This is a genomic window from Novipirellula caenicola (assembly GCF_039545035.1).
GTDB classification, from domain to species: Bacteria; Planctomycetota; Planctomycetia; order Pirellulales; family Pirellulaceae; genus Novipirellula; species Novipirellula caenicola.
The window spans coordinates 483,119-497,313 of sequence record NZ_BAABRO010000004.1 but is presented as its reverse complement, the minus strand read 5'-3'; the positions used below and the strand labels follow the sequence as shown (position 1 = coordinate 497,313).

The following is a 14,195-nucleotide window of genomic DNA, read 5'->3' as shown; positions in this document are numbered from 1 at the left end:
ATGATTGGTCGATGTGGTTGTGGGATTACAACCGAGAGATGTTTGGAGCCGAAACATGAGTACCCAGATTGCTCAGACTGCGGTGGTTGATCCACGTGCCAAGTTAGGGACGAATGTACGCATTGGTCACTTCTGTGTGATCGGGCCAGACGTCAGCATCGGTGACGATACGCTGCTTGAAGACCATGTTGTTCTTTCCGGCGTGACCTCGCTTGGTGAAGAGAACCATGTGTTCCCGGGCTGCGTGATCGGTGCAGACCCGCAAGACACCAGCTACAAAGGGACGCCGACGCAGGTCCAAATCGGTGACGGTAATGTTTTCCGCGAGTACTGCACCGTCAACCGCGCAACGGAAAAAGAAGATGGCGTGACACGCGTGGGCCATAACAACTACTTCATGGCTCACACTCACATTGCGCACGACTGCAAAGTGGGTGACCGCAACGTGATGGCAAACAATGTGATGATCGGTGGCCATGCGCATATCGGCAACGACATCACGATTGCCGGCGGCGTGGGGATCGTGCACTTTGCATCGGTCGGAAACATGGCATTTATCAGTGCGATGGCGCGAGTGCTTCATGACGTTCCGCCCTACATCATCGTCGATGGTCAACCCGCCAAACCTCGTGCGGTCAATACAATCGGGATGAAGCGACATGGGTTTCCCAAAGAAGACATCGAAATCCTGACCAAAGCCTACAAATTACTCTATCGATCCTACGTGGGACTCGATGCCGCCAAAGAACAATTGTTGTCCACCGGCCCCATTCGGCCTGTGTTACGCGAACTGTTCAATTTCATGGATACAACGGTTGCCGGTCAAAAAGGCCGTGGTCGCGACCGAAGGAGAAAAGCAGCGTGAGTCGGTTACGAATCGCAGTCATCGGTGCAGGTCATCTAGGGCGTATCCATGCCAAGTTGTTGCAACAAGTCGACGGAGTCGAGTTGGTTGCGGTGACCGATCCGTTTGAGCAAGCTCGAGCGAAAGTGGAAGAGCTGTTTTCGGTCCCCACATTCGCGGATTATCGCGAGTGTATCCCCAAGATCGATGCGGCCGTGGTTGCCGCCCCGACCGATCTGCATGCGGAAATCGCAACCGATTTGCTCAAAGCGGGTAAGCACGCGTTTGTCGAGAAACCGTTGGCAGCCAACGGCCCCGATGCCCAGCGAATTGCCAATTTAGCAAGAAGCCGCAACTTGACGCTACAAGTCGGGCATGTCGAACGATTTAACCCCGCCTTTGCGGCACTGGAAGATTTGGCGGTGGACGCAAAATACGTCGAAGCGGTTCGCGCTTCACGCTTCCCCGGTCGCTGTTTGGATGTCGGCGTCGTGATGGATTTGATGATCCACGATCTTGACCTTGTGCTGTCGCTGACCAACGCACCCGTGCGGTCGGTATCGGCCAGCGGTATGTCGGTGATCAGCAGTCATGAAGACATCGCAGAGACTCGCATCGAATTCGAATGTGGGTTGGTCGCCAATCTGAAGGCGTCGCGGCTCAGCCCGACCCCAGCCCGACAGATGCAAATTTTCGGTGCCAACGGCTTCGCCGATATCGATTTTGGCAAACCTTCGCTGACTTCGGTTTGCCCTAGTGCGTCGGTTGTCGACCGCACCTTCGATCTCGATAGCGAGGTGGCAAATCCGCTGGGATGTGCTGACCAAATCTTTGCTGAATCGCTGAAGTGCGTGACCAAGGAACTCGAGCCGCGAAATGCGATCCTTGATGAACTGCACGACTTTGCCATCAGCATCCAAACCGGCATCTCGCCGGCCGTCAACGGAGACGCAGGTGCAAGGGCTGTGGTTGTCGCCGACCAAATTCTTGATTCGATCAAGCGGCGAACTTGGTACCGCGATTCGAGTACAACCGAAGTCGGGCCGCATGCGATGGTTCGGCAGCGAATCGAATCGATCAGCCGTCGGGTAGGACAAGATCGACGCGCTGCGTAGTCACCGCGTTTCACCTGCGTGATTCACCGCCGCGATTCGCTTCGGCGTGCGGTGCAAACGGCGAATCGGTGTTGTGACGCCGACACCTTCCCCTCATTCAGAGGTTGCCACTCCGTCTGCAGGGGCATTGGGAAGCAGGCGATTGCGCGGGTGATTTTTTTTTGAGCGGCAGTGACGCCGCTGCGGTTGGTCGTTTCAGAAGCCGGTCGCTTTCGCCCGTTTTAAGTGCCCTTCTGCATTCACCCAAGTGCCATCCACGCTGATCCATAGATGATGCTGGATTAGGTTGCCCCCCCGCGTAGATGAGAGGGCTAGCACAACCACTATGCGGGTATCCGAAATCGCTTTCTAAAGCATGGTTTCCTGCGGAGGGGATACGGTCGTTAGGACGGCATTGCGACCTCGTTGAGGAAATCGTTGGCATCAAGATTGCCGCTGACGTTCGATTCGGATGTCAAAACGACATCGGAAGTGGTGGGCATGCACTGCGGCTCGTTAGGGATTGGCGTGCATCCAGCCGAGGGACTTGCTACACTAACTGACGTGCGACTGCGCCGGAGCACTTCAGAATCGAAAGCCCCCTAGATGATTTATCTTCCTGAAATTTTGTCCTCGATCGAAGACCCTACCGGTTTTCTGCTCGAGTCAATTAAATCAGCGCTGCTCATTGATGATGTGACAGCGCTGGTCGCCCTTTTGGACGAGGTGGAGAACGCATCGGCAACGTCCCTGCTTGAAAAGCTGCAGTTGGATTCCGAGTTTCGTAGCAAGGTCTTTGCTGGGATTAAAACGGTCACGTTCAACGAAGCGGCAATTGAGTTGTTCGAGGCGGATTCGATTGAGGAGTTGAGTCGTCGTGCCTCCGAAATTGCGCCTCCAGACTCGCTTTCGTCGCTAGCGATCTACCTGCAAGCAATTGTTCGCCGCGACCCGAGTTTCAGCGATGATGTTGCTTTTTTGACGCTCAAAGGAAAGCGGATCTATGTCCGAGCCAACGTTAGCGTTTTCGAGAATGGCGACAAGACGTTTGCCGTCAATTCGTTTACCAACATCACCGATTGGTTCAACGACCGAAACGCGCTTGCCGCAGTGCGAACGCGTTACGCGCTCGCGTTGAAGGGCAGTCAGTTTGGAGTTTGGGATTACGATATTGTCAATCAACAAGTGATCCGAGATGCCGAGTACCACCGCATCCTTGGCTATGGCGAAGGCGAGCTTGATTCATCGGTGATGGGGGTGCGTGCGTTGATGCATCCCGAGGATCTAAGCCAGCTCGACGCGATGTCAGAGTTTCCCGATTCGTTCGATTACGAATTTCGTGTTCGACGCAAATCCGGCGAGTATCGTTGGGTTCGTCTCGAAGGATCGGTTTGCGAATGGAACGCTGCGGGTGAAAAAATCCGTGCGGTGGGAACGGTGCGTGACACCACCGTTGAACGCCAGCAGTTGGAGTTGATGAATCTTGAAAAAGAGATCTTCAAATATGCATCCGAAGGAACGTCGGTCGAATCATTGATTTCGCTTGTGGCCAGCAAGCTTGACGTCGCCTTTCCAGCACTGCGTTGCTTGGTGCTGATGCTTGACGATTCGCGTCAATCGATCCGGTATGCGGCTGCTCCTTCGTTACCTGAGGATGTCCGCAAGTCGCTGCTGGGATTTCCGATCATGAGTGAGCCGACGACTTGTCGCGCGGCGATGCAAGCGGGATCGTTTCAATTCATGCACGATGAGGGACAGGTTCGTCAATTCTCAACCACCGCCGCGTTCTGTGCATCGGTTGGGATCAAGACCATCGGATCGATGCCGATCACCGACAGCACCAATACAACGCTGGGGACGATTTGTTTGGCGTCCAACGACTCTAACAGCAGTCCGCCTGAGGATCTTGTCAGCGTCGAGCGCGTGGCGAGATCGTTAGCATTGGTGATCGAACGTGAAAAGCAGCGAGACCGGGCGCGAAAACGTGAGCTGCAAATTCAGAACCAGCAAAAATTCGAAAGTCTTGGAAAACTGGCAAGTGGCATTGCGCATGATTTCAACAATTTGTTGACCGTGATCACGACCAACGCCGAGCTGTGCAGTTTCAATTTGCCGTCGGAAAACCAAACGGCCAACGACAACTTGGATCAAGTCGTCTACGCAGCCGAGATGGCATCATCGCTGTGTAAACAAATGCTGACGTTTGCGGGTCAATCGAAATCGAAAACGCAACACGTGGACCTCGCTCAAGCCGCGGCCAAGGTTGCTAGTTTGGTGGGGTCAGCGACGAAGAAAGGGATTCATATCGATTTGCAAATCGCTCAGGGAACACCGAACGTTTGGGGAGACGTGACCGCGCTTTCACAGGTCCTGTTAAACCTATTGACCAACGCGATCGAAGCGATCGGGGAATCCGGCGAAGTGCACATTGACGTTGCCACCAAACAGGTCGAGCAAGCCGATATTGATGGGTTCGTCTATGGTGGCAAGATTCAACCAGGCGAGCATGTCTATGTCACCGTCAAGGACAACGGAGCGGGGATTTCACCTGAGACGCTGCATTGTATTTTTGACCCTTTCTTCACGACCAAATCGACGGGGCAAGGGGTCGGGTTGGCCACGGTACTCGGAATCGTGGAGCAGCACGGCGGCGCCATCGATCTGCAGTCCTCGGTAGGATCAGGAACCGAGTTTACCATCCTGTTTCCCGCGTTATCCGATTTGCAGCCTGCTGCCGAGAAATCGGTTGCCAATTAAAGTGCAGCGGTGTTGCCGTTTGCGACAGCGATGCCGCCGCAAACGGTGCTTCGATCCAGTTCGCCCTAGGTTAGCGATTCGCCTTCTTATTCGATTGGCGTTTCTTTATTGCCGTCGCGAAGGAACGGGGCGCGTTCTTGTTCGCCCACTGCGGGTTTGAACTCGCGGATCCAAATGTTGCGGAATCGCACGGGATTGCCGTGATCTTGTAGCGAGATTGGGCCGACGGGCTTGTGGGCTTTGTATTGGGGCGGACGGTTATACGGAGTGTCCCCTTTGAGTTCGAAGTGATTCAGGATCAAGACTCCGTTATGAACCACGGTAACGTAAGCGGGCGAAACCAATTTTTCGCTGTCGTCAAAACGGGGGGCGGTCCAGAAGATGTCATAGGTATTCCATTCGCCTGGCGGACGAGTTGCATTGACCGCTGGAGGCGTTTGTTTGTAGATCGCTCCGGCTTGTCCGTCGAAATAGGTTTCGTTGTCGTACGAATCGAGCACCTGGATTTCATAGCGTCCCATCATGAACACGCCACTATTGCCTCGGCCTTGTCCGTTGCCTTTGACGGGAGTTGGCGCAGACCATTCGATATGAAGTTGACAATCACCGAATTCTCGCTTCGTCGAGATCATTCCTTTACCGGTACTTGCAACGCCGTCTTTGACATTCCATTTGTCTCCGTTGTTCCATTCGGACAAATCAGCGCCGTCAAACAAAATGATGGCGTCCGAGGGGGCGTCCGCATTGGTTTCGCCTGGCGTCACCTTGGGCGGTTCCTGCCATTTGATCCCATTAAGGTACTCTTCGGCCGCGAGCGATGAAGCCGACAATGCGACCGACAATCCGAGGCCGCTCAATAGGGTAAGGCGAGTCAAAGCGTGGAAAACACAACGTTTCATGAAGTTTCTCAACGATCGGGGGGAAGGTTTCAGGAGAGGTTTCGTAGGGATCGAGTGCCGTCCAAATCAAACTCGATCGGACAAGGCGTTCTCGAATAAATCAGAGTTTACACGCCGTCAAAAGTGTTGACGAGCACGAAGCTGCCGATATAGTGAATTAGCGGTTCGCGATCTCTCGCTATGAGAGATCCGGCCCACTCCCGCCCGCCCTTCTTTGGGCTACTCGTATCAGCCTGTAGCGTACTGATACTGGATTGGCGTTATCAGACTCGCTGTTCTCTGAAATCCAATCGCTCTGATCACTTCGAGTTTGCTGCCCACGCACAGGCGCGAAGACAAAACGCTATTGGCATGACTTTCAGAGGGCTGCGTGCAAACGAACTCTGTCAGCCCAACTCTGCCAGCACGAGTAATGCCATGGTCTTTCGAACGATCTTGTTCGCAGTCGTTTCCCTGATCTGTGTGGAATTAACGGCGAACGACGATTCAGTGGCAGGCGAGCCCTCCGCTTCCAAGGCGTCGCCTAGTTTCGCTCGCGACATCGAGCCGATCTTTCGCAACAAGTGTTTTGGATGCCATCAACCGGCAAAACCGCTCGGCCAATACGTCATGACCGACTTTGCGTCGCTGGTTGCCGGTGGTGAAAGCGGCTCGCCGGCGATTGTTCCTGGCAAACCCGACGCCAGTTATCTGATCGACCAAATTACGCCGATCGATGGGCATGCCGAGATGCCAAGATCTCCGGCCAAACCACTGCACGCGATCGAGATTCAAACGATACGCCAGTGGATTTCCGAGGGAGCAAAGGATGATTCGCAAACATCCGCCGAGCCGATCTTCACCGCTGAGTATCCGCCCGTTTACGTCGGTCCGCCGACGCTGCCATCGGTTGATGTTTCTCCCGACGGAAAACAGATTGCTGTCGCAGGGTTTCATGAAGTCATCTTGCTTCATAGCGACAACGGGGAAACCATTGCACGATTGATCGGCATGAGTCCGCGAATCAATGCGGTCCGCTTTTCGCCCGATGGGAAACGGATCGCCGCGATCGGAGGCACGCCTGGGGTGCAAGGCGAAGTGCAGATCTGGGACGCCGCATCCCATGAATTGCTGATGTCGCGGCCGTGGACGCATGACACACTTAGCGGTGCCAGCTGGTCTCCGGACGGCAGCAAGCTTGCGTTCGGCGCCACTGACAACGTCGTTCGCGCTATCGATACTCAGTCGGGCGAACAGGTGCTGTTTCAAGGGGCGCATGACGACTGGGTTCGCGATACCGTCTTTACCCCCGATGGATCTCATTTGGTTTCAGTCGCTCGTGATATGTCGTGTAAGTTGACCGAGGTTGCCAGCGAGCGTTTTGTCGACAACATCACCTCGATCACGCCTGGAGCCCTTTCCGGCGGACTTAATAGCGTTGCGATTCATCCCCAACGCAATGAAATCTTGATCGGAGGTGCGGACGGGGTCGCCAAGGTCTATCGTGTGTTCCGCGAAACCGCTCGCAAAATTGGCGACGATGCCAACTTGATCCGCAATCTGCCAGCGATGCCAGGCCGAATCTTTAGTGTGGCGATCAGCCCCGATGGATCTCGGTTGGCCGCCGCATCGACGCTCGATGGTCGTAGCGAGGTGCGTGTTTGGAAGTACGATTTCATGGGGACTTTGTCGGACGAAGTCAAAAAGATCATGGCCAAACGAGCCCCTCAGCGCTCGGCTAAAGAAAAGGAAATGTTGGCAGCGTATCAGTCCAAGGAGACCACCGAGATCGCGAAATGGAATAGCGATACCGCCGCCGTCTACGCGATCCGTTTCTCGAGTGACAATCGCTTGGTGTTTACTGGGAACGACGCGGTGTTGCGGCAGATGGATGCCAACGGATCACAGGTGTCCGAGTTTCCCATCGTGGCGATCGAAAACGAATCGAGCACGAAACACCACGCCTTTGATGCCAAGGCATGGATGAAAATGCAGGCCGCGACCGCAGTATCGTTGACCGATGAGTCAGGGGTGAATGCCAAATCAGCCGCGAATGCTACATCGGCGGTGGACGCTAAATCGGTACGTGGATTGACAGTCTATCCCGCGACGATTCGTTTGGAATCGCCTTATGCCTATTGCCAGCTCGTCGTGATGGCAACGCTTGCGGACGATTCGGTGGTGGATGTAACGCGTCACTGCGACATCAACGTTCCCTCGCTAATTGCCATCAATGATCGCGGCTTGATCCGGCCTATCGAACAAGGGCATCGCGAGCTTGTCGTTCGTTTTGGCGAGCTGACTCAGACGGTCGCTGTCGATGTTCGCTTGGACGGTAACGATGCGAACGGTAACGATGCGAACGGTGACGGCACGGATGGTGACAACGCAGCGCCCGGCAGCGTCGATTACATTCACGACGTCAATCCGGTGCTCAGCCGATTGGGATGTAATCAAGGAACCTGTCACGGGGCGCAGAAGGGCAAAAATGGATTTCGTTTGTCGCTTCGTGGGTATGATCCCGTGTTCGATTTGCGAGCACTCAAAGACGACTTAGCAGCGCGGCGGATCAACCCGGCTTCGCCGGATGATTCGTTGATGCTGAGGAAACCGCTCGGTTTGACGCCGCATCAAGGGGGCGTGCTAATGGTCGACGGCGACCCGAACCACGCGATCCTGCGACGCTGGATTGCCGATGGAAGCCACGTGGATTTACAGTCACCCCGTGTCGCATCGATCGAAATTTTTCCAACCAACCCGACGGTCCAAGCGATTGGGGCGCGGCAACAAGTGCGAGTGGTCGCCACGTATCGCAACGGCACTTCGCGTGACGTGACCGGCGAAGCGTTTATCGAGAGCGGGAACTCCGAAGTGGCCACCGCCGATGCCAATGGATTGCTGACGACGATTCGCCGCGGCGAAGCCCCCATTCTTGCTCGTTTCGAAGGTGCCTATGCCGCAACAACCTTGACCGTGATGGGCGATCGCTCGGGTTACGAGGATCCGCTGCTGGTGACCCACAACACGATCGATGAACTTGTCGCCCGGAAATGGCACCGAGTCAAAGTCGTCCCCAGCCCGTTGTGTGATGACGCGACGTTTCTACGCCGCGTCCATCTCGATTTGACCGGATTGTTGCCCACCAGCGACCAAGTCAAATCGTTCTTGGCCGATTCGACCGAGTCACGCGTCAAACGATCCAAGGTGATTGATCAGTTGATTGGTAGTGAGGCCTACATCGCCTACTGGACCAACAAGTGGTGCGATCTGTTGCAAGTCAATCGTAAATTTCTCGGGGTCGAGGGAAGCACAAAGTTTCGCGAGTGGATTCGTACCTGCGTTGCAGAGAACCGGCCCTATGACGAATTTGTTCGCCAAGTGTTAACCGCCAGCGGATCGAACAATGAAAACCCTCCGGCTTCGTATTTTAAAGTGCTGAGAACGCCTGAAGATACGATGGAAAACACCACGCACTTGTTCTTGGGAATTCGTTTTAACTGCAACAAGTGCCACGACCATCCGTTTGAACGTTGGACGCAAGACCAGTACTTTGAACTGGCGGCCTACTTTGCTCAGGTTGATCTGAAGAAAGACCCCGCCTCGGGTGATCGCAAAATCGGTGGCTCGGCCGTCGAAGGGGCCAAGCCACTGTTTGAAATCGTGGCTGATCAATCCAGCGGCGAAATCAAACACGGCAGGACCGGAGATGTCGTGGCCCCGGATTTTCCCTTCGCCGTCGAGCATCCGACAAGTGACGATGCGTCGCGTCGCGAGCAGCTTGCTCGCTGGATGACCGATGCCGACAATCCCTATTTTGCCCGCAGTTACGTCAACCGATTATGGGGCTATCTGCTTGGCGTCGGTTTGATCCAGCCGATCGACGATATCCGCGCCGGCAACCCGCCGACGAACCCCGAGCTGCTGGATTTTCTGACGGATCGTTTTGTTGAATCCGGCTTCGACGTACGGGCGATGCATCGTTTGATTTGCAATAGCCGCACCTATCAATTGAGCATCGAGTCGAACCCGCTAAACGAAGACGATCATCTGAATTACTCGCATGCCATGCCGCGGCGATTGCCGGCCGAAGTGATTTATGATGCGGTGCATCAGGTCACCGGAGCGGTCAGTTCCATTCCCGGAGTGGCCAAGGGGACACGAGCCGCCGCGCTCCCCGATTCCGGGGTGAAACTTGCCGATGGATTCCTGCAGAACCTGGGCCGACCAGCCCGTGAAAGTGCGTGTGAATGTGAGCGATCCTCGGATCTGCAGCTGGGACCGGTGATGGCGTTGATCAGCGGTCCTACGGTCGGCACCGCGATTTCGGATCCGCAAAACGAACTCGCCAAAATCGTCGAAAACTGCCCCGACGACCAAACGCTTGCCGAAGAGGTTTTCTTGCGTGCGCTTGGACGCCGCCCCAGCGAACCCGAAGTCGCTGCGTTCAAAAGCATCATCGACCAAGTTCAACGCGATCACGATGCGCTGCAAAAACAGCTTGCTCAATCCGAGGCCGATTGGAAGCTTCAACGGGCTGAGTTAGAAGCCGTTCGTGAAACGAAACTTGCCGAGGTGGTCGCGGAGATCGCGAAACGTACTGAAGCGATCAAACCCGAACGAACGCGGCTCGAAGCAGAGCGGGCGAAACGGATCGCCGCGGCTGAAAACTCGCTTAACGAAGCACAAGCGAACTTGGTCACAACGACCGAAAAACGGTTCGCCGGTGCGGCGGACGTGGAGTGGCATCCCTTGGCAGCTCGCGAATGGTCGGCGTCGAACAAGGCGGTGTTGACACCGCAAGCGGACCGATCAATCCGAGCATCCGGTAACGCGGATAAAGGAATCTACACGATCAAGATGTCGACGGGGCTAAAGCAGATCACGGGGTTCCGGCTCGAAGCGTTGCCGGCTGACGATCTGCCTCGTGGTGGACCGGGGTTGGCCGACAACGGCAATTTTGTTGTCACTGAATTGCTGATCCAAGTGCAAAACAATGGCAAAGATCAGAAGCCGGAAAAGGTTGAAATCGCCAAGGCTGAAGCTGACTTCACTCAAGGCGGTTTCGACATCAAGGCCACGTTTGATGGAAATGCAAAGGACCAAGGCGGTTGGGCCGTGTCGCCTTCACTCGGCGTTGTTCATTGGGCCACGTTCAAGTTGAAAACTCCGATTGCGAATCCCGAAGGTTGTACGTTGACGTTCGAACTGCATCAATTTCATAACGCAGCGAAACATCGGTTAGGGCGATTCCGCATCTCGGCCACCACGGCCGAAGGTGAAATTCCGCTTGGCCAGAGCGAATCGATTGCCGCGGCGCTTTCGACTCCTGCGGCGCAGCGCAGCGAAGCGGCAACCAAGTTGATCGTCGATTACGGGGCGGCCACGGACAAAGGCATCGCTGATTTGCGTGCGGCATTGGCCGAAGCTAGGAAGCCGGTTCCAGCGGACCCGACGCTGGTGCAGTTGGAACAGCGTAAAAAGGAATTGTCGGTCGCGACGCCTGACGATCCCGCCCTGGTCCAACTTCGCAAAGACCTTTCCGAAAGTACGAAGCAGCTCGGCAACGTCCGTTTGACGGCGGCCGAAGATTTGGCGTGGGCGTTAATCAATAGTCCCGCGTTTCTGTTTAATCACTGATTCACCAACCGAGAGACCAAACGATGTTGTCATTCAAAGGGTTCAAAGCCAAGGATCTTTGCGATCCGCATCTCTCGCCTACCCGCCGCACGTTTCTGCGAGTGGGGGGTTGTGGCATGCTCGGTTTGTCGTTGCCATCGCTGTTGCAAATGCAAAGTGCTGCGGCCTCGGAAAAGCATGTCGGCGGTCCGGGATGGGGCAAAGCCAAAAGCATCATCCTGCTGTATTTGCAGGGCGGCCCAAGCCAATTGGATTTATGGGACCCTAAAGAAAATCTGCCCGACAACGCCAAAAGTGTTTTCAAGCCGATCAGCACTAAGATCCCCGGAGTCAAATTCACGGAAAACCTGCCAAAGCTGAGCCAGGTGAACGATCGCTTCACGATGATTCGGTCAATGTCCTACACGCCCAATGGTTTGTTCAATCACACCGCGGCGATCTATCAAATGATGACCGGCTACACGACGGACAAAGTCAGTCCGTCGGGGCAACTCGAACCGCCATCGCCCAAGGACTTTCCGAATTTCGGCAGCAACATCGTCAAAATGCGTCCGCTTGATGAGCCGATGCTTCCGTTTGTCATGCTGCCGCGACCGCTGCAAGAATCCAACGTCGTCGGCAAGGGAGGGACGGCGGGGTTCCTCGGTAAAGCGTTTGATCCGTATACGCTTTACCCCGACGGCGATGACATGGATATGGACAAGATGAGTCGCATCAAGATTGATGATCTTCAATTGCGACCCGAGGTGTTCAGCGTCCGTTTGCAACGGCGTGCCAAACTTCGTGATCTGTTGAATGCTCAAATGCCTCAAATCAATGAAGCAGTCGAGTCGTTCGAACTGGACCAGTACTACGATCAAGCATTGTCATTGATCGTTTCGGGGCGTGCGCGAGATGCGTTTAATCTGTCCGCGGAATCCAACGAGATCCGCGACGCTTATGGACGCAACACGTTCGGCCAGAGCTGTTTGTTGGCTCGGCGATTGGTCGAAGCCGGGACTCGCGTGGTCGAAGTCATTTGGCCCAAGGTGGCCAACAGCGACAACCATTCGTGGGACCATCACACCGGGCTCAGCAAACGGATGAAGGATCAATCGGCTCCGATGCTCGACTCGGCACTATCGACGCTGATCACGGACATGGACACTCGCGGATTGCTCGAAGATACCTTGGTGGTGGCGGTAGGCGAATTCGGTCGCAGTCCCCAGCGGGGCGTCAGCACCAGCGGAAACAACAACAGCGACGATGGCCGCGACCATTGGCCGTATTGCTACACCGCGGTGGTGGCTGGGGCGGGAACCAAACGCGGGTACATCCATGGCAAGAGCGACAAGACCGCTTCGGCGCCGCTGGAAAACCCGGTGCATCCGGCGGAGTTGTTAGCGACGATTTACCACAGCTTCGGGATCGCGCCAGAGACGATCGTCTACAACCATCTGAATCAACCGCGTGAATTGGTTAAAGCCGAAGCGATTTCCGCACTGATGGCATGACAATCGGTGCGGCGAGGTTTGAGTGCTTGCCGGCATTTTCGCCAATTTTTGGCAGCATTCAGGCTAACAACGGCGGGTGAAGGGGAATGGGCCGAACTTTTGTGGCTTCTAAGCCTGACAAAGTTGGCGCTATGGTTCCTCAGTTCGCATTGGAAACGTATATTTTTAGCTTCTCGGAAACGTTTCCCTTGTGCGCGAGCGCGAAAGCCCCCTTAAAGTCGATGAAGATTCACGAATATCAAGGCAAGCAACTGTTCCGCAAAGCTGGTGTACCGGTTTTAGAAGGACATGTTGCGAAGACCGCTGACGAAGCGGCAGCCGCATTTGACAAACTCGGCGGTTCGATTGCTGTTGTCAAAGCCCAGATCCATGCGGGCGGACGCGGTAAGGGAACCATTATCGATAACCCAGAGCAACGCGGCGTCGTGCTTGTCAAAAGTGCCGACGAAGCTCGCGCAGCAGCCAACGGATTGCTTGGCAAAACGCTGGTCACCATCCAGACCGGCGAAGAAGGCAAGGTCGTCAATCAGGTTTTTGTCGAAGCCGGTTGCGACATTGCCCGCGAATTGTACCTCGGCATCGTGGTAGACCGCGAAGCGTCCCGCCCGGTTTTGATGGTCAGCACCGAAGGGGGTGTTGAGATCGAAAAGGTCGCCGAAGAGACCCCCGAACTGATTTTCAAGGAACACTTTGACCCCGCCGTCGGGCTGGAGGCGTTCCAGGTTCGCAAGCTTTGCAAAAAACTCGGAATCGAAGGTCCCGCCGCCAAGGCTGCGTTCAAGTTCATGACCGCGATCTGTCGCTTCTTTGTCGATTACGATTGTGCGATGGCCGAGATCAACCCGCTTGTAATCACCGGCAGCGGCGAAATGGTCGCGTTGGACGCGAAAATCACCTTCGACGACAACGCAATGTTCCGTCACAAGGACTTGTTGGAACTGCGAGATTTGTCCGAAGAAGAGCCAAGCGAAGTGCGTGCTAGCGATTCCGGACTCAGCTACGTCAAGCTCGATGGCAACATTGGTTGCCTCGTCAACGGTGCCGGATTGGCGATGTCGACGATGGACATCATCAAGTACCACGGCGGCAAACCTGCGAACTTCCTCGACGTTGGTGGTGGAGCGAACGCTCAACAGGTGACCGAAGCCTTCCGGATTTTGTTGTCGGACCCCAATTGCAAGGGCGTGTTGGTCAACATCTTTGGTGGGATCGCACGCTGTACCACGATCGCATCGGCATTGATCGAAGCGAGCAAGACCGTTGGCTTTACCGTTCCATTGGTCGTCCGGCTCGAAGGCACCGAGGTCGAAGAAGGCCGCAAGATGCTTGCCGAAAGCGACGTGAATGTCATCAATGCGACCGACATTACCGACGCGGCCAAGAAAATCGTGGCTGCCGCAGCGGGCTAACGCGGCGGGTTCGCCAGACCGCGGACCGATACAAGCCGCGGCAAGAGACAAAACCGCGTCAAATCCGCCGCGATCAGCGGCGG

At 55.4% G+C, this 14,195-nt stretch carries 7 protein-coding genes; 6 read left to right on the top strand and 1 reads right to left on the bottom strand.

The window, feature by feature from the left end:
* Positions 1 to 55: 55 nt before the first annotated feature.
* The 3 genes from lpxA (at position 56) to ABEA92_RS11415 (ending at position 4,695) form a co-directional block, all read left to right on the top strand.
* Positions 56 to 865 carry an acyl-ACP--UDP-N-acetylglucosamine O-acyltransferase gene (gene lpxA, locus ABEA92_RS11425; RefSeq protein ID WP_008700230.1) on the top strand — a complete coding sequence of 270 codons (810 nt, stop codon included), beginning with the start codon at positions 56 to 58 and terminating at the stop codon, positions 863 to 865.
* Entirely contained in the window at positions 862 to 1,959 is a 1,098-nt protein-coding gene (locus ABEA92_RS11420; RefSeq protein WP_345683952.1) for a Gfo/Idh/MocA family oxidoreductase, read from the top strand. The genes lpxA and ABEA92_RS11420 overlap by 4 nt, the downstream gene beginning before the upstream one ends.
* Before the next feature lie 585 nt (positions 1,960 to 2,544).
* A complete protein-coding gene (locus ABEA92_RS11415) occupies positions 2,545 to 4,695 on the top strand; it encodes a PAS domain-containing sensor histidine kinase (RefSeq protein WP_345683951.1) in 2,151 nt (716 codons plus the stop codon).
* Between the two features lie 86 nt (positions 4,696 to 4,781).
* Here the strand turns inward: ABEA92_RS11415 and ABEA92_RS11410 are convergent, their stop codons facing one another.
* Positions 4,782 to 5,594, bottom strand: coding sequence for a 3-keto-disaccharide hydrolase (locus ABEA92_RS11410; protein WP_345683950.1), 813 nt, complete (start codon positions 5,592 to 5,594; stop codon positions 4,782 to 4,784).
* A 417-nt stretch (positions 5,595 to 6,011) separates the two neighbouring features.
* On the opposite strand from ABEA92_RS11410, the gene ABEA92_RS11405 reads away from it, so the two are divergent.
* The 3 genes from ABEA92_RS11405 (at position 6,012) to sucC (ending at position 14,112) form a co-directional block, all read left to right on the top strand.
* Positions 6,012 to 11,210, top strand: a complete 5,199-nt coding sequence (locus ABEA92_RS11405; RefSeq protein WP_345683949.1) for a DUF1549 domain-containing protein — start codon at positions 6,012 to 6,014, stop codon at positions 11,208 to 11,210.
* Positions 11,211 to 11,233: 23 nt separating this feature from the next.
* Positions 11,234 to 12,703 carry a DUF1501 domain-containing protein gene (locus tag ABEA92_RS11400; RefSeq protein ID WP_345683948.1) on the top strand — a complete coding sequence of 490 codons (1,470 nt, stop codon included), beginning with the start codon at positions 11,234 to 11,236 and terminating at the stop codon, positions 12,701 to 12,703.
* Between the two features lie 221 nt (positions 12,704 to 12,924).
* Positions 12,925 to 14,112: an ADP-forming succinate--CoA ligase subunit beta gene (gene sucC / locus ABEA92_RS11395; RefSeq protein ID WP_345683947.1), complete on the top strand. Its 1,188-nt coding sequence runs from the start codon at positions 12,925 to 12,927 to the stop codon at positions 14,110 to 14,112.
* Positions 14,113 to 14,195: the final 83 nt, after the last annotated feature.